This is a genomic window from Olivibacter sp. 47 (assembly GCF_030372825.1).
GTDB lineage: Bacteria > Bacteroidota > Bacteroidia > Sphingobacteriales > Sphingobacteriaceae > Olivibacter > Olivibacter oleidegradans.
In genome coordinates this window covers 4491237-4507990 of record NZ_JAUCNR010000001.1, presented here as the reverse complement: position 1 = coordinate 4507990, position 16754 = coordinate 4491237, and the positions used below count along the sequence as shown (strand labels likewise).

Sequence of the window (16754 nt, the reverse complement as noted above, 5' to 3'; positions counted from 1 at the left end):
TCCTAAAGATATACATTTCATCTCTTTTTTTTGTAAATTCGCCTCGCTTTAATAGCTGATAATGAGTGCAGCAAAGCAATTTAGCTGGGTTTGTTGCTCCACAACAGCCCCTAAAGCATTGTAAAATCCAAATAAAACATTTATAAAATGGCATTTGACATTGAAATGATCAAAGCGGTTTACGGACGCTACGAGAGCCGTATAGCAGCAGCCCGCAAAGTTGTCGGTAAACCTCTTACTTTAACTGAGAAAATTTTATATGCCCATCTTTGGGATGGTGAAGCAAATGAGGCTTATGGCCGTGGAAAATCTTATGTAGATTTTGCCCCGGATCGTGTAGCAATGCAGGATGCAACGGCACAGATGGCCTTACTTCAATTTATGCAGGCTGGCCGGCCACAAGTAGCCGTTCCTTCGACTGTACATTGTGATCACTTAATCCAGGCCAAAGTTGGTGCAGAAACTGATTTGGCAGTAGCAACCGATCAAAACAAAGAGGTTTATGATTTCTTAGCCTCGGTGTCAAATAAATATGGTATCGGATTTTGGAAACCGGGAGCAGGTATCATTCACCAGGTCGTATTAGAAAATTATGCGTTTCCCGGTGGTATGATGATCGGAACAGATTCGCACACACCAAATGCGGGCGGTTTAGGTATGATTGCTATTGGCGTCGGCGGTGCTGATGCTTGCGATGTAATGGCCGGGCTCCCTTGGGAGCTAAAATTCCCTAAACTGATCGGTGTAAAATTAACCGGCAAATTAAGTGGCTGGACAGCAGCAAAAGACGTTATATTAAAAGTTGCAGGCATTTTAACTGTAAAAGGTGGAACCGGTGCCATTGTGGAGTATTTCGGAGAGGGTGCGCGTTCTTTATCGGCAACGGGTAAAGGCACTATTTGTAATATGGGTGCAGAAATTGGTGCTACAACCTCGATTTTCGGTTATGACGAAAAATCGGAGGCCTATTTACGTGGTACCGATCGTGCCGATATAGCTGATTTAGCAAATGGCATTAAAGAACACCTTACAGGTGACGCTGAGGTGTATGCAAATCCCGAACAATATTTCGATCAGGTAATTGAAATTAACCTTTCCGAATTGGAGCCTCATATCAACGGTCCTTTCACGCCTGATTTGGCTTGGCCTATTTCAAAATTTGCAACTGCTGTTAAAGAAAACGGTTGGCCCGAAAAATTGGAAGTAGGCTTAATCGGTTCTTGTACAAACTCATCTTACGAAGACATCAGCCGCGCAGCTTCATTGGCACAACAAGCAGTAGAGAAGAATTTAGTTGCTAAATCAGAATACACGGTTACGCCAGGCTCGGAACAAGTTCGCTATACCGTTGAGCGTGATGGTTTCTTAGAAACTTTCGATAAAATTGGCGGTGTTGTTTTAGCCAACGCTTGCGGACCTTGTATTGGTCAATGGGCTCGCCATGGTGCTGAAAAGAAGGAAAGGAATTCGATTATCACTTCTTTCAACCGTAACTTTGCGAAACGTGCCGATGGGAATCCGAATACACATTCCTTTGTAGCTTCTCCTGAAATTGTGACGGCTTTGGCCATATCAGGATCGCTATTGTTCAATCCTTTAACGGACACACTGACAAACGAAAAAGGTGAGCAAGTTAAATTGGACGAGCCACAAGGCCTTGAGCTACCGGTTAAAGGTTTTGCTGTTGAAGATGCCGGGTATCAAGCCCCTGCCGAGGATGGTAGCCAGGTTCAGGTAATCGTAAGTCCAACATCGGATCGCTTACAACTGCTTGAACCATTTAAAGCATGGGAAGGTACAGACCTTACCGGCTTAAAGCTGCTTATCAAAGCAAAAGGTAAATGTACGACGGACCATATTTCAATGGCAGGACCATGGTTAAAATACCGTGGGCACTTAGACAATATTTCAAATAATATGTTGATAGGAGCTATCAACTATTTCAATGACTCCGCTGATAATGTTAAAAATCAGTTAACAGGGTCATATGGTCCAGTTCCTGCGACACAACGTGCATACAAAGCGGCTGGAATAAACACAATCGTTGTAGGAGACGAAAACTATGGAGAAGGCTCTTCCAGAGAACACGCGGCCATGGAACCTCGTCATCTCGGTGTTCGTGTGATATTGGTCAAATCCTTCGCCCGTATTCATGAGACAAATCTTAAAAAGCAGGGCATGTTGGCATTAACCTTCAACAATCCTGCTGATTATGATTTAATCAAGGAGGACGATACGATTGATATTATCGGTCTAACTGATTTTACTCCTGATAAACAATTAACTGTTGTATTGCATCATACAGACGGAAGTGAAGATCGCATTCAGGTGAATCACACGTACAATGCACAGCAAATAGAGTGGTTCAAAGCCGGTGGTGCTTTGAATATTATTCGCAAGAATCAAGCTCAACAGGCTTAAAAAAAATAAAGGTGCTCTTTGGGGAGCACCTTTATTTTTTTGCTATAAGCGATTAGCTTTCGGATATCAGCTGTCAGCTTTCAGTGGTGACCGACCGTAGGAAGCTCACGAGTACCGAAAAAAGCAAACACTTACAAATAATTGGCTCATAGGCCAATTAACTACTTTCCTACTCAACCATTTCCCTACTCAACAACTTAACGTCTCAACCACTTCCCCATGCTCCCTCCTTAACGACTCGTCTTTTAACTAAAATTTCACATAAAATTAATCCACAGCTCATACGTGATTCCAAACTTTGGTAAAAACACGTTTACGACCATGGAAAGCTTCAAAATTGAAATCACTGACAATCAATATTTGATACGTTTACAGCGATCTGAATTTGACCTAAACTCGCTTTATACTTTATTGAAAAGTCTAGGTGCGGAAATACCATTTAGAAATTACCGTGTAGATTTAGATGATGACATGATTAAAAGTCATCGAAATGATGAGGACTTTGGCGATCGCTTTGACTATTTATTGGATAAATAGTCGTTTAAACGCATAATATTTTTTCATTTTTTTATTAGACCCCAAAAAAGAGAAAAAAAAGCGAGAATGAGCTGTCAGGTCGTTTTTTTTCAAAAAAGAAGCTTTTAATAAACTAGTTTTTTCAGCCATTGTTAAAATCTATTTGCATTATTAGAAAATATTGATTTATATTTATACCGAATCGGAGAACTTAAACTTAAAGATTTGACAATGGGAGATTTTGACAACAAAGAACGGGAAGAAGTTTTTTCAAAAAAGGTTAGAGCAGGAAAGCGCACCTATTTTTTTGACGTGAAGGCCACGAGATCGAATGATTACTATGTAACCATTACAGAAAGTAAAAAAAGACTGGAAGACGGCGTGTTTGTAAAACATAAGATTTTCTTGTACAAAGAAGACTTTGAAAAGTTTGCCGAAGGACTTAATGAAACTGTTGACTATATTAAGGCCCATCAAGAAGTAGTTGAAAAACGTTATGAGTTCAGTGAAAATGGCATAACAGCTGACGCTAAAAAGGATGACGATTTTTCGTTCTAAAGACTGCTTAATTGACTGAAATCAATTAAGAGCCTCAACCATTTGAGGCTTTTTTTGTTTACCAACATAACCATTAATCTTATATATTTATGCGCTGGAAAGGCAGAAGAGAAAGTGACAACTTCGAAGATCGAAGAGGTATGTCCGGAAGAGGTTTAGCAGTTGGTGGCGGAATCGGGGCGATAGTCATTGCGCTAATCGTCAGTTTTTTAGGAGGTGATCCCGGACAGGTGTTGCAACAGTTACAAACTGCTGCGCCGCAACAGGAACAACCCGTAGAAATCAGTGAAGAAGAAAAAGAGTTAACATCCTTTGTCAGGACGGTTTTAGCTAGCACTGAAGATGTCTGGAGTCATCTTTTTGAGCAAGAAGGCGCTGCCTATCAAACGCCTACTTTAGTCGTGTTCCGCGACCAAACTGCTACTGAATGCGGCGCAGGCATGACCGCTATGGGACCTTTCTACTGCCCTGCCGATCAAAAACTCTTTATTGACCTAAGTTTCAACGATGAACTAAAAAACCGGTTCGGTGCTCCGGGAGAATTTGCAATGGCCTACGTTATTGCCCATGAAGTTGGCCATCATATACAGCATTTGAATGGCACAATGAATAAGGTGCAACAAATGCGTACCCGTTTAAGTGAGAAGGAGTATAATAAATTATCCGTTAAGCTAGAACTACAAGCGGATTTTTTAGCCGGTGTATGGGCACATCATGCCAATAAGTTAGAACAGCTACTCGAGGAAGGTGACATTGAGGCTGGCTTACAAGCGGCCAATGCAATAGGAGATGATAAGCTTCAAATGCAGGCTCAGGGTCAGATTGTTCCCGACGCTTTTACACACGGGACATCAGCGCAAAGAGTTTACTGGTTTAAAAAAGGTTATCAAACAGGGGATGTTAACCAGGGAGATACTTTTAATAACGATCGGTAGAGCTTCCCGCGCCCTAAATGTCATTTTTTTAAAAGGGGTTAAGACTAAAGTCGGACTTTGATTCTATCTATTTCTTCTATAAAGACTAGTGGCCAACGAGAACCAAGCTCAGCGAAGGTAAGAAGCAAATTTATCCTGTATACGTACCGTTTTCATGCATATAAAAATAAATTTGTCTAAGTTTGCGGGAGGATCGCATGGATATTTCTCGCATTTGAGAATAGCCTCGACCAGTCAGGGTGATAATTACGATTTAAAATCACACATTCAGCAAATCAAATTGTTCAATTTACATGACTCAAGATAGCCGTTCAAGCAAGTTTATTCCCGCCTTTCCTGCCATGTTGAAAGGAAAATGTCCACGTTGTAGACAGGGCAATATGTTCAAGAGCTTTTTCTCCAATACCATGTATGAAGAATGCGGCCATTGTGGTTTAACTTTTGAACGCAACCCAGGCTACTTTTATACAGCCATGTACGTTACCTACGTATTTAATGTAGCAGAAATAGTAACGCTTGGAATAGCGACGTTCGTTTTATCCGGCGGATCCGACAATCCCTGGCTATATGTTGGCATAATCATTCCGGGAATTTTGCTTTTGGCTCCTCTCAACTATCGATACTCGCGCATTATACAAATGTATTGGTTAGATCCGACGCTCAAATATAGACCGGATTTATCAGGAAATAAAAACGATCAGACACCCGCATAAAAAACAGCACCTATTGGCTTTTTCGAATATTCCTGCGTGCCAAGCCTAAAACAAGCGCGACAATGGCAAGCACCAATAGTATGTAAATCAAGTTTCCCACGGCATATACAAAAGTACCCAAAGCCCACCCAATCAACAATATAATAGCAATAATATAAAATAACGCTCTCATAATATCCTGTCTAATACAAGAACAACCATTTAAGTATATCTTTTGTTTTCCGGCATCGGTCATCACAATAAATCAATTCGCATATCCACATTCATTTCTCCCTTACCGTCAACTATGTTTTTATGTTCATTGAATGACGAACAGCCTTTCGGTCATTGCATATGAGACCAATTTTATCTATTTTTGCAAATAAAATAGAATAATTCCATTAGCTTGAGGCAATTACGAGGATTAGCAGGGAAAAAGAAAAAAACAAGGTTTTATACGCTCAACCAAACAGATTTCTAATGCAACAATCTATATTATTAAGTGGTCTAAAGTTTCAAATCACCATTCAACGTCTTTGCCAACAGTTAATTGAAAATCATCATGACTTCAAGAATTCAGTGATCATCGGTATCCAACCGAGGGGCATTTACTTGGCAAAACGGATACGGGAAGAACTACAAAGAATATTACAGATCGACTCCATTTTATTCGGTGAGCTTGATATTACTTTCTATCGGGATGATTTTCGTCGCAAAGAAAACGGTCCGCTAGTTCCTAACAGTACAAACATAAATTTTGTGATCGAGAACAAAAAAGTCATCCTGATCGACGATGTACTGTGGACAGGCCGGACGATCCGATCTTCGTTAGATGCCATACAAGCTTTTGGCCGCCCTGAAAAGGTGGAATTACTGGTACTTGTTGATCGCAGATTTTCAAGACATCTGCCCATTCAGCCAGACTATATTGGCATTCAAGTGGATTCCATTAATTCGCAACGGGTCATTGTTAACTGGCACGAAACGGACACGCAAGACCAAATCATCCTTCTAACAGAAGAAAACAATTAGAAATTTTTGATTGCATATACAATGGCAGAAACAGCACAACAGCTAAGCACCAAACACTTATTAGGCATAAAAGACTTGTCCGCAGAAGATATCCACCTGATATTGGACACAGCAGCCACTTTTAAGGATGTCATCAACCGCCCAATCAAAAAGGTACCTTCATTACGTGATATTACAATTGCCAATGTCTTTTTTGAGAACTCGACACGCACCAGACTGTCCTTTGAGCTCGCCGAAAAACGTCTGTCGGCAGATGTCATCAACTTTGCGGCTTCTTCTTCTTCAGTCAGCAAAGGCGAAACACTCATTGACACGGTAAATAACATCTTGGCAATGAAGGTAGATATGATTGTTATGCGACACCCTTATCCCGGTGCAGGCGTTTTTTTAAGTAAACATGTCGATGCCCAAATTATAAATGCAGGAGATGGAGCACACGAGCATCCAACACAAGCCTTGCTCGATGCGTTTTCTATAAGAGAGCAATATGGCGATGTTGCCGGAAAAAAAGTAGCCATTATTGGCGATATCTTACATTCAAGGGTCGCCCTTTCCAATATTTTATGCTTACAAAAGCTCGGGGCCGAAGTACTGGTATGCGGTCCTACAACGCTTATTCCTAAATATATTACTTCGCTGGGCGTTAAAGTGGAGCATGACCTGCTCAAGGCGCTTCACTGGTGCGACGTAGCCAATATGTTACGAATTCAGCTGGAGCGTCAGGATATCAATTATTTCCCCTCTTTAAGAGAATATTCGATGCTGTATGGTTTGAATAAAACGATACTTGAATCCTTAGATAAAAAGATAACCATCATGCACCCCGGACCGATTAATCGTGGTGTAGAAATTACAAGTGATGTGGCCGACAGCCAACATTCGATTATTCTGGATCAGGTTCAAAATGGCGTAGCAGTGAGAATGGCTGTATTGTACCTCCTTGCCGGAAAACGTGTTTAAGGAAGCATCAATCAAAAATATTTATCGTACACATTATTTCACAATTATTGCCGTTATAGTAAGAGGTTATTAACATTTGTTAAGTAATAGTGTACAAAACTTCATAACATCCCATTAATTTAGCATAAAAAGAATTTGAACAACATGTTTAATAAATTCACTCGTATTAGTCTAGCACTTAGTCTTTTCGCCAGCAGTGCCCTCGCCCAACAAAGTGCTTGGCAATCTCTTAACCAAGCTTATAAAACAGGTATGGAGCTGTACGAAAGGGGAAAATATGCTTCGGCTTATAACCAGCTTGGTAAAGTTGAAACCATTCGTACCAATACGACTATACAACAAGATGAAAGTGACCAAATTTCATTACTGAAAGAAAATGCACGTTTTTATCAAGCGGTTTGTGCGCTTGAATTAGGCAATCACGATGCCGAAGGCCTATTTCTAAAATTCATAAAAGATCATCCAACAAGTGCCAATACGAAAGCGGCCTACTTTCAGGTAGGACGATCCTATTTTGCAAAAAAGAATTATCCGAAAGCGATTGAATGGTTCAAGAAATTAGACGGTGGAAATCTAAGCGGTTCCGAAAACACCGAATATCGCTTCAAATTGGGTTATTCGCTCTTTATGACAGAAGATTATAAAGCAGCAAAACCCTTATTTGAGCGCCTAAAGGAAGAAAGAGGCCAATATCAAGAGGCTTCCATCTACTATTATGCTTATCTGTCCTACCTGGATGCGGAATATAAAATCGCATTAAAAGAATTTGAGCGTTTAAAGGGATCAAAAGCATACGAGAACAGCTATCCATACTACATCGCGGCGCTCTACTTCCTCGACAAACGTTATGATGATGTTCTTTCTTATATACTGCCCATTTTAGAAAGAACTAAACAAGAGAACGAAACAGAGATCTTCCGTATCGTAGGTGCCACCTACTTTGCCAAGAACGACTTAGCCAAGGCGAAAGAATACTATGACAAATTTCAAGCCCAAGATCAAGGGAAGACCCAAAATAATCAAGATGATTATCAGATAGGATATATTGCCTACAAGAATGGCAATTATGAGAAAGCTATTAAAGAACTGGAAAAGTTAACGGAACCGGACGCTTATTTCCAAAGCGGAATGATCATTTTAGGGGATTCCTTTTTAAAATTAGGCAACAAAGAGAGTGCTCGTAATGCTTTTTTCAGAGCATCGAAACTTGATTTTGATCCTTCCATGAAAGAGCAGGGACTGCTGAATTACGCTAAGTTGTCTTATGAGCTGGAATTTCACCAAGTAGCCTTAGACGCCACCCAAGAGTACTTGAAAACCTACCCACGTTCTAAAAACCTCGACGAGGCGAAAACGTTGCTGGCAGAGGTTTTATTGAGTACAAAGAATTATCGATCGGCAGTGGATATCCTGGAATCCATTCCGAAAAGGACCAAAGAGGCAAATGCCGCTTATCAAAAAGTGACTTACTTCCGCGGTTTGGAATATTACAATGAGCGGGCTTTTGAAAATGCCATTTCGATCTTTATGCGTTCTGAACAGAACCCATACGATCCGGAACTCCTAGCTTTAGCAACCTATTGGAAAGCGGAAGCGATGTACGAAGTCAGAAAATACGGTGAAGCCACAACAAATTTCAGCAAGTTTCTGCAGTATCCGGCAGCAAAAAACACAGACGTTTATAATTACGCCAATTATGCACTTGCTTATGCGGCCTTCCGTAACGATAATTATCGTACTTCTGCCAACTATTTTGCTAAATTTCTAAATAGTGGAGAGCCCATTGAGCTGAATACAAGAAATGATGCCATTGCGCGTTTAGGCGATTCATATTTTATGTTGAAGGATTATGGTAATGCGATGGAGCAGTACAATAAGCTCATGAGTACAAAAGCTAAAACACAGGATTATGCTTTGTTTCAGAGTGGTATTATCAGGGGCCTACAGGGCGACGCCGATGGCAAGATCAGTATTATGACGGATTTATTGGCGCGATATCCCAATTCCAACTATGCAGACGACGCAAACTTTGAGATACCCTATACTTTTTTCCTTAAGGGAGAAAATGAAATAGCGATTCAAGGTTTACAGGATATGATTGAGAAATATCCACGCAGTAGCTACGTGCCGAGAGCACTTGTCACCATTGGTTTGGTTCAGTACAATAGCGACAACAACGACGCTGCGGTCAGAACCTTTCAACGAGTAGTTGAACAATATCCAACAACAGAAGAAGCAAAACAGGCGTTAAAGTCGATACAGAATATCTATATTGATAAAGGGGATGCGCAAGGATTCTTGGATTATGCCGGCACAACGGCCATTGGTGATTTGTCGACGGCTGAACAAGACAATATTACTTTTCAAGTAGCAAACAATTACTTCTCCAGAGGTGATTATCAAGCAGCTATTGAAGCAGTGAATGCCTATTTCGATAAATTTCCGAAACCGATACAGGAAAAATTTGCACGTTTCATCCGCGCGGAAAGTTTGTACAAAACCGGGCATCCGCAAGAAGCTCTGCATGACTTTAACATTATTTTGAACGATTGGACAAGTGCCTACACAGAACGAACCTTATTGAGTGTGTCCAATTTATACCTTGATCAAAAGAAATATAACGAGGCGATTGCACCACTGAAAAAATTAGAGCTTACTGCTGAGTATAAATCGCACTATAACTTTGCCATCAATAACCTGATGGTAGCCTATTTCAATATTCATGACTTTGACAATACGCTTATGTATGCGCGATATGTGAAGGAATATGAAAAGTCTTCTGTTGAGGATAAGGCAAAAGCAGATCTTTATGCTGCAAAAGCGCATATGTTAAAAGGCGACTTAAGCACTGCCCGAAAGGAATTAAATCAGGCGGTAGCCAACAGCCAAACGATTGTCGGTGCAGAAGCAAAATACAATATCGGTAAGTTACAATATGAAGCTGGCGAATATAAAGCCGCTCAGGAAACCGCTTTCGATTTAATTAAGAATATGCCGTCTTATGACTACTGGGTTGCGAAAAGCTTTATTTTATTAGCCGACTGCTATACAAAACTAAAAGATGAATTCCAGGCGAAAAGTACATTACAGAGTATTATCGAGAATTACGAAGGTAAAGATGATATCATTCCTACAGCAAAAGAACGTTTAGAAAAATTAACCGGAAAAAAAATAGATACTAAGAAAATAACAGATAGTGTAAAAACAGAAAGCGATTCTACTGCGGTAGACAGTACGGAAACTGACAGTACTACTTTAGATTCATCCGCGGTTGAGAAACAAGCTTTATAAATAAGTTCATTCATACTATCTAAATAACGAAATACCATGATATTGAATTCTTCAATGTTAAAATATACATTACTAATCGGCTTAGGTTTTTGTTCCTTCGTTACGTTTGCGCAAGAAGAAGAGCAAGTACCGCAAGAGGAAGCCAAAGGAAATTTAGGGGAAATTGAAGTTGTTCGGGACTACAAACCTATTTTGGCTGATGCGGTAAAAATCAGACAAAGTCCCGACCTCACGAATAATCGTAAATACCTGTCTAAACTTAACTATTCTGTTTTCGACAGAAAACTAGATATCAATACGGGAACACATCGCTTAGAAATACAACAATTGCCTGCGATGCGACCAGATATATTAACCAATAACTACGCGAAAATAGGGGCCGGAAACTTTAACACCCTCTTAGGGGAGGTCTACATTAGTAACGGTGAAGATCAAGCACTTCAAGTAGGCGGTTTTGCAAAACACCTCAGTCAAAAAGGATCGGATTACGAGGGGCAGAATTTTAGCGAGCAAAAAATCGGGTTATTCGGAAGAAGTATCTTAGACAGAATAACGTTGAATGGAGAAATCGGCTTTAATCGTTATGCAACGCGATATTATGGTTTTGTTCCCCTTCAGCCGGAATTAAACACCGACCCTACGAAGCAGCATTATAACGACCTTTACCTTAAAGGAGAATTGAACAGTAATTATGAGGATAACGAAGAGTTGTTAAGCTATTCGCTTAAAGTAGATGGATACCTGTTCGGCAATGCTTTCTCAACGAAAGAAAATTCCTTTGCCCTCAGTGCCAACATCAACAAAAAAGTTAACGCTTTTAATGTGGGGGCGAATGTTTCGGGAGATTTTACCAGTCTCAAGAGTAATGACTTAAGCTTAGGAAATCATATCGCCCGTTTGAATCCCTATATCCGTTTTCAGGGAAAGAATTATAAATTGACCTTGGGAGCTACTTTAGTAAGCGAATTTGGCGGGGAAGAGAATAGAAACAATATTTTCCCAACTGTCGACTTTGATTTCGCCTTAGTGCCAGAATATGCGAGCATATATGCCGGTGTGAAGGGAGATGTGGTTAAAACCTCATTCCGGTCATTAGCTAATGAAAACCCTTTTCTTACGGAAAGCCCTTTCCTGGACACAACAAGCAATAGCCTAGTTGTACGTAATATGTTGGAAAAACTGCACGTTTTTGGAGGATTAAAAGGCAATGCCGGCGCTACCTTTGGTTATAAAGTTGGCGTCTTTTACAAACAAATCAGCGACCTGCCTTTTTACGCTATTCAGCCTAATTCACCTTCAAGATATGATATCATATACGATCGTGGAGAAAAGAATAAAGTCTTTGGTTTAGAAGGAGATATTAACGTCCGCGTATCTGAAGCGGTCAGCTTAGGCGGTAATTTATTGTTTAACGAGTATGATTTGGAAAATGAAGCTGAAGCTTGGTATATTCCAAAATTGCGCCTCGCTGCTAATACTCGGATCAATATCAGCAAAAAGGTATACATAGATGGCGAGCTTTTCTTCAACGATGCGATGAAAGCTAAAAGTTATCAACAATATGCCGGTGTAAGCGGTACAGATCCAAATGCACCTGTTACTGTATCCATGCCATCGTTTGTTGATATTAGTGCCGGATTGGAATACCGCGCTACAAAGCAGATTGGCGTATACGTCAGGGGAAATAATTTACTAAACAAAGGTTATGAACGCTTCTTATACTACCCACGCTTAGGCTTTAATATAATAGGCGGTGTAAACGTTTCGTTTTAATTGTTAAGCTTTCTAAATTTGCCGACTCAAACGAAAGAAGGAATGTTTAATTTAGGCCAATACTTGCATCAACTCTTACTTATACATCCACAAGTCGGGGTACCGGGTATTGGTGTTTTTACCAAAGCGCGCATTGCAGCTCGATACGATGAGCAATTAGAAAAGTTTTTGCCTCCTACAAGCAGCTATTCGCTCATTCCTCACGCAACGACCGATAATTACCTAGTTGACTATGTTGCTAAATCCATGCACTTATCCAATGAGGAAGCAATTGACGTTGTCGATAAAACAGTAAATCGTTTGCTGACTGATATTGACGAACAGGGTGAAGCGAAGTTAGAGCCAATAGGTTATCTAAAGCAAATGGATGGAACGTATACGTTGGTTTCAAAAGAACTTCAATCGTTTTGGGGCTTACAGCCGGTGGATGATTATAAAGAAGAGTCTTTACCGGAAGAATTACCGGCTGTACAGGAACAGCCCGATACGATACTACAAGAACCTGCGATTCCTACTGAGCCGGAACAGCCTGAAATTAGCTATGAGACCGTAGCGAACCAAAGGGAAACGAATAATAATGTTTGGCTTTGGGTAGTAACCGGCATTATCGCTATCGGGCTAGCTGCATTTTTATTCTGGAAGCGTCAGGAGCCCGGTATTCCGCCGCATCAAAACGAAATTAACGTTGCCTTGAAAGATACAACGAATGGCTCAGCAAACACAGCAAAGGACACATCCACTAACCTACCAGATACAACGACAACCGGCCTTCCGGCCGACTCTTTAGCCGATTCGCTGAATCAGCGTGTATCTAAAGAGGAAAAAGAGCCGCTTGTACGAAAGGCATCAAAAGAAAAACCGTTTTCAATTGTAATCGGCTCGTTTAAAACCATGAAATTAGCGATTGAACAAGCAAAATATTTTAGAACGATCGGTATTAATGCATTTGTCCTGGAAAGCAATATGCCCAATAATAGAAAAAAGATATGTTATGGGTCCTATCCAACTAAAGAGGCTGCAAAGGAGCAATTGGAAAAAGTTAGGAACGAGATAACGAAAGAAGCATATATATATCCCTAGTGTATAAATGCCGGGAATAAATTTTATCTTGGTACCGATATTAAACAAACAGTGTAAAACAAAATTATTATTTATAAAACATGTTTTTATTACAAGTTACAGACACACCCGCTACATTGGACTCGATGCTTACCGCACCGGGCCCTTCTACTGCACCGATTGAAGATTTAAGTTTGTTAGACCTGCTTATTAAAGGAGGATGGGTGATGATTCCTATCGCCATTCTCGCTTTCTTGGGTTTGGTAATTTTTATAGAAAGGTACTTGACCATAAAAAAAGCTTCCCGTTATGATTCGAATCTTATGATTCAGGTCAAGCAGAACATCATGTCGGGCCGTTTGGAGGCCGCATTGGCGCTTTGCAGGAATAGTAACGGACCTTTAGGGGCCATGCTTCAAAAAGGGCTTACCCGTATCGGTAGACCCATTAAAGATATTGAAGGAGCGATTGAGAACGTCGGTAAACTGGAAGTATCAAAACTTGAGAAAAATATTAATATATTAGGTATCATTGCAGGTATTGCGCCAATGCTAGGTTTTGTTGGTACAATCATTGGGGTGATTACAATTTTCCATGAGGTCTCCATAAAAGGAGTAATTGAAATCGGCACCGTATCCGGAGGTTTATATACAAAAATGATTACTTCTGCATCCGGACTCATTATCGGTATTATTGCCTATGTAGGGTATCATATATTGAATATGATGGTTGACCGTTTAATTCTTCGCATGGAAACAGATGCCATTGAGTTTATCGATCTATTGGACGAACCAGGCAGCTAAATTGGTTTTTGGCATTACTTCTTCGACTGAGATTTGAAACTTTCGGGCACCGGTAATGTTCAGGGCCATTAATTCAAAAATGTATTTCCAATGAATTTAAGAAAAAGACACCATAGACCAGCTGCAGAGGTCCACACATCGGCCTTAAACGATATCATGTTCTTTTTGCTACTATTCTTTTTATTGGCCTCGGCAGTTGCCAACCCTCAAGTAGTGAAACTCTTGTTGCCCAGGTCACAGTCGGGAGAGCAGTCGGTAGCTAAACGAACCATAAGCTTGTCAATTAATAAAGATTTGCAGTACTTTGTAGAAAAAAAGCAAGTATTGCTCGATCAATTGATGCCCACCCTACAAAGTTATGTACAGGAAGGGCAGGAATTGACCGTGCTTTTATATGTTGATAGAACAGTAGCAATTGAAGATGTGATTCAGGTGATGGACATTGCCAATAAGTTAAAAATAAAGCTTGTTTTGGCCACCGAACCAAAAGAGAAGAGTTAGGCATTTAAATCGGAGAGTGTGCGATGAATCATCAGCATAAACAAGACAACAATTACCCCAAAGCTTTCGCAATATCGGCAGGCGTATTTGCTGCGTTCCTGCTGTTAAGTTTTTTTTGGATGCTGAGCCAACCAGCTGTTGAGTTTGGAACCGGCGGGTTAATTGTGAACTATGGTACCGTCGACGAGGGAATGGGCGATGATTATATGAGCTTGGATGAGCCTTCAATGGATCCCAACGCTAATCAAACACGACCTGATAAAGTTGTACCAAATGAAGAACCTACACCGGTAGCCTCGCAAGAAACCAATGATAAAACAGTGGTTACACAAGACGTAGAGGATGCCCCCGCCGTGGTGACTAAAGAGAAAGCAAAACCGACATCTACTACACCTACCATTACACCGGAGAAGAAGGAAAGCAAACCGACCGTTAACCCCAACGCCCTTTATACCGGCAAGAAGAACAAAGGAGTGGGTGTTGGCGATGGTACGGGATCGACCCCTGGGAATCAAGGTAGTTTGCAAGGGAATAATATGGCCACTAATTACGGTGAGGGTGGCTCGGGTAATGGCCTTGTAGGCTTACCCAACAGATCTTTTGCAGTAAGGCCGCAAATAGAAGATAAAGGTCAGCTTTCCGGTCGGATTGCGGTAGAAATCACAGTAGATCGGAATGGTGTGGTAACCCGTGCGAGAGCAGGTGCTAAGGGCACCACCTTGTCAGACGCTTCACTTTGGGAAAAATGTGAGGCGGCGGTCAGAAATGCACGGTTAAATGCAACCGACGGAGGACCTGAATTTCAATCGGGTATTGTAGTGTTCAACTTTAAAGTAAAGTAAGCACTCGTTTTCCATATCATGAACTATATTGAGGTAATTGATTATCTATACGGCCGTCTTCCGATGTTTACACGGGACGGCTCTTCTGCTTTCAAGAAAGATCTAACAAATATTCGCGCACTTTGTGCCGCCTTGGAAAACCCGGAAAAAGCATTCAAAGCTGTACATATAGCAGGCACTAATGGCAAAGGGAGCAGCTCACATATGCTGGCAGCGGTTTTACAAACAGCTGGATATAGAACCGGTTTATATACCTCTCCTCATCTTTTGGATTTCAGAGAGCGAATAAAAATTAACGGGGTATTGATACCGCAGGCCTACGTAATCGATTTTGTCAAAAACAATCAATCGTTGATCGAAACGATACAGCCTTCTTTTTTTGAGGTTACCGTCGCCATGGCTTTTCGTTATTTTGCTGATATGCATGTTGATATTGCGGTTATTGAAACCGGCCTAGGTGGTCGGTTAGATTCCACAAACATCATCAGCCCGATCGTTACTTTGATTACCAACATCGGTTATGATCATATGAACATGTTAGGGAATAGCCTAGCGGAAATTGCCTATGAAAAAGCCGGCATCATAAAAAGTCATACGCCCATTGTTATCAGCGAGCGGCAACAAGCTATAGAACACGTTTTTATCAATCGAGCACAAGAGTTGGTGGCACCCATTTTCTTCGCCAGTGATGAATGGAAAATAGATGAAATCGCAGTGGACACCGAGTTCCAATATCTAAAAGCAATACCTGAAAAAGAAAAGCCGTTTGAGACCTTGGAGCTGTGTTTGGATTTAAAAGGAAGCTATCAACAGAAAAATCTGCCTGGTGTTCTTAGCACGATCCGTATATTGAAGGAAATTGGTTTCACCGTTTCCGAAAACGAACTAGTCGATGGTTTAGAAGGGGTTCAAAAACTTACCGGTTTGATGGGCCGCTGGCAGAGGTTGTCGGCACAACCCTTAACGATATGCGATACGGGACACAATGAGGACGGCTGGAAAGAAGTAATCAAAAATATTACCCGTACACCCTTTGAAAAACTTCATATGGTTATTGGAGTAATGCGCGATAAGGACCTTGAGCACATGCTAACCTTGCTTCCTAAGGAAGCCAATTTCTACTTTTGTAGCCCCGCTTTCCAACGGGCTCTTCCGGCAATAGATTTGCAGTCACAAGCCGCTAATTATGGATTAGTTGGGGAGGCCTATGATAGTGTACAGCATGCTGTAGAAACTGCCGGACAAATCGCGTCAAAAGAAGATCTGATTTTTATCGGGGGAAGCACCTTTGTGGTGGCAGAAGCCTTGCCACTCTTTCAATGAAATTTGTTAGGGTAATAATATAAGATGGCGTCAAAAAAGTGCTACGTT

Annotated in this window: 15 protein-coding genes; 14 read left to right on the top strand and 1 reads right to left on the bottom strand. The window is 40.9% G+C overall.

The window, feature by feature from the left end; all coding sequences use genetic code 11:
• Positions 1–147 precede the first annotated feature (147 nt).
• From QT327_RS19675 to QT327_RS19655, 5 genes are all read left to right on the top strand, one after another.
• Positions 148–2421, top strand: coding sequence for an aconitate hydratase (locus tag QT327_RS19675; RefSeq protein ID WP_013665513.1), 2274 nt, complete (start codon positions 148–150; stop codon positions 2419–2421).
• Positions 2422–2742: 321 nt separating this feature from the next.
• Positions 2743–2958 carry a hypothetical protein gene (locus QT327_RS19670; protein WP_013665512.1) on the top strand — a complete coding sequence of 72 codons (216 nt, stop codon included), beginning with the start codon at positions 2743–2745 and terminating at the stop codon, positions 2956–2958.
• Between the two features lie 210 nt (positions 2959–3168).
• On the top strand, positions 3169–3495 hold the full coding sequence (locus QT327_RS19665; protein ID WP_013665511.1) for a DUF3276 family protein: 327 nt from the start codon (positions 3169–3171) through the stop codon (positions 3493–3495).
• Between the two features lie 89 nt (positions 3496–3584).
• The gene (gene ypfJ / locus QT327_RS19660; protein ID WP_013665510.1) at positions 3585–4430 is read left to right on the top strand and encodes a KPN_02809 family neutral zinc metallopeptidase; all 846 of its coding nucleotides are present in this window, start codon (positions 3585–3587) and stop codon (positions 4428–4430) included.
• A gap of 293 nt (positions 4431–4723) precedes the next feature.
• Positions 4724–5143, top strand: a complete 420-nt coding sequence (locus QT327_RS19655; RefSeq protein WP_013665509.1) for a DUF983 domain-containing protein — start codon at positions 4724–4726, stop codon at positions 5141–5143.
• Positions 5144–5153: 10 nt separating this feature from the next.
• Here the strand turns inward: QT327_RS19655 and QT327_RS19650 are convergent, their stop codons facing one another.
• The gene (locus tag QT327_RS19650; protein ID WP_130856384.1) at positions 5154–5315 is read right to left on the bottom strand and encodes a lmo0937 family membrane protein; all 162 of its coding nucleotides are present in this window, start codon (positions 5313–5315) and stop codon (positions 5154–5156) included.
• Positions 5316–5602: 287 nt separating this feature from the next.
• Here QT327_RS19650 and pyrR point away from each other — a divergent pair, with 287 nt between their 5' ends.
• The 9 genes from pyrR to QT327_RS19605 all read left to right on the top strand — a co-directional run bounded on the left by pyrR (position 5603) and on the right by QT327_RS19605 (position 16706).
• Entirely contained in the window at positions 5603–6154 is a 552-nt protein-coding gene (gene pyrR, locus QT327_RS19645) for a bifunctional pyr operon transcriptional regulator/uracil phosphoribosyltransferase PyrR (protein WP_130856383.1), read from the top strand.
• A 21-nt stretch (positions 6155–6175) separates the two neighbouring features.
• Positions 6176–7114, top strand: a complete 939-nt coding sequence (locus tag QT327_RS19640) for an aspartate carbamoyltransferase catalytic subunit (protein WP_013665507.1) — start codon at positions 6176–6178, stop codon at positions 7112–7114.
• Positions 7115–7258: 144 nt separating this feature from the next.
• Positions 7259–10405 carry a tetratricopeptide repeat protein gene (locus QT327_RS19635; RefSeq protein WP_149105310.1) on the top strand — a complete coding sequence of 1049 codons (3147 nt, stop codon included), beginning with the start codon at positions 7259–7261 and terminating at the stop codon, positions 10403–10405.
• Positions 10406–10459: 54 nt separating this feature from the next.
• Positions 10460–12178: a TonB-dependent receptor gene (locus QT327_RS19630; RefSeq protein ID WP_289553797.1), complete on the top strand. Its 1719-nt coding sequence runs from the start codon at positions 10460–10462 to the stop codon at positions 12176–12178.
• A gap of 42 nt (positions 12179–12220) precedes the next feature.
• Positions 12221–13258, top strand: coding sequence for an HU domain-containing protein (locus tag QT327_RS19625; protein ID WP_130856380.1), 1038 nt, complete (start codon positions 12221–12223; stop codon positions 13256–13258).
• An 80-nt stretch (positions 13259–13338) separates the two neighbouring features.
• Positions 13339–14040, top strand: coding sequence for a MotA/TolQ/ExbB proton channel family protein (locus tag QT327_RS19620; protein WP_013665503.1), 702 nt, complete (start codon positions 13339–13341; stop codon positions 14038–14040).
• 90 nt (positions 14041–14130) lie between these two features.
• Complete coding sequence (locus QT327_RS19615) at positions 14131–14541, top strand: ExbD/TolR family protein (protein ID WP_013665502.1); 411 nt, start codon at positions 14131–14133, stop codon at positions 14539–14541.
• A gap of 23 nt (positions 14542–14564) precedes the next feature.
• The gene (locus QT327_RS19610; protein ID WP_013665501.1) at positions 14565–15383 is read left to right on the top strand and encodes an energy transducer TonB; all 819 of its coding nucleotides are present in this window, start codon (positions 14565–14567) and stop codon (positions 15381–15383) included.
• An 18-nt stretch (positions 15384–15401) separates the two neighbouring features.
• Entirely contained in the window at positions 15402–16706 is a 1305-nt protein-coding gene (locus QT327_RS19605) for a bifunctional folylpolyglutamate synthase/dihydrofolate synthase (RefSeq protein ID WP_149105308.1), read from the top strand.
• The last annotated feature ends 48 nt before the right edge of the window (positions 16707–16754 follow it).

Bases quoted from the DNA above. Each gene is read 5' to 3' on its own strand.
- QT327_RS19670 (WP_013665512.1), top strand. From the start codon at position 2,743: ATGGAAAGCTTCAAAATTGAAATCACTGACAATCAATATTTGATACGT.
- QT327_RS19675 (WP_013665513.1), top strand. From the start codon at position 148: ATGGCATTTGACATTGAAATGATCAAAGCGGTTTACGGACGCTACGAG.
- QT327_RS19655 (WP_013665509.1), top strand. From the start codon at position 4,724: ATGACTCAAGATAGCCGTTCAAGCAAGTTTATTCCCGCCTTTCCTGCC.
- ypfJ (WP_013665510.1), top strand. From the start codon at position 3,585: ATGCGCTGGAAAGGCAGAAGAGAAAGTGACAACTTCGAAGATCGAAGA.
- QT327_RS19640 (WP_013665507.1), top strand. From the start codon at position 6,176: ATGGCAGAAACAGCACAACAGCTAAGCACCAAACACTTATTAGGCATA.
- QT327_RS19615 (WP_013665502.1), top strand. From the start codon at position 14,131: ATGAATTTAAGAAAAAGACACCATAGACCAGCTGCAGAGGTCCACACA.
- QT327_RS19650 (WP_130856384.1), bottom strand. From the start codon at position 5,315: ATGAGAGCGTTATTTTATATTATTGCTATTATATTGTTGATTGGGTGG.
- QT327_RS19665 (WP_013665511.1), top strand. From the start codon at position 3,169: ATGGGAGATTTTGACAACAAAGAACGGGAAGAAGTTTTTTCAAAAAAG.
- QT327_RS19610 (WP_013665501.1), top strand. From the start codon at position 14,565: ATGAATCATCAGCATAAACAAGACAACAATTACCCCAAAGCTTTCGCA.
- QT327_RS19630 (WP_289553797.1), top strand. From the start codon at position 10,460: ATGTTAAAATATACATTACTAATCGGCTTAGGTTTTTGTTCCTTCGTT.
- pyrR (WP_130856383.1), top strand. From the start codon at position 5,603: ATGCAACAATCTATATTATTAAGTGGTCTAAAGTTTCAAATCACCATT.
- QT327_RS19620 (WP_013665503.1), top strand. From the start codon at position 13,339: ATGTTTTTATTACAAGTTACAGACACACCCGCTACATTGGACTCGATG.
- QT327_RS19635 (WP_149105310.1), top strand. From the start codon at position 7,259: ATGTTTAATAAATTCACTCGTATTAGTCTAGCACTTAGTCTTTTCGCC.
- QT327_RS19605 (WP_149105308.1), top strand. From the start codon at position 15,402: ATGAACTATATTGAGGTAATTGATTATCTATACGGCCGTCTTCCGATG.
- QT327_RS19625 (WP_130856380.1), top strand. From the start codon at position 12,221: ATGTTTAATTTAGGCCAATACTTGCATCAACTCTTACTTATACATCCA.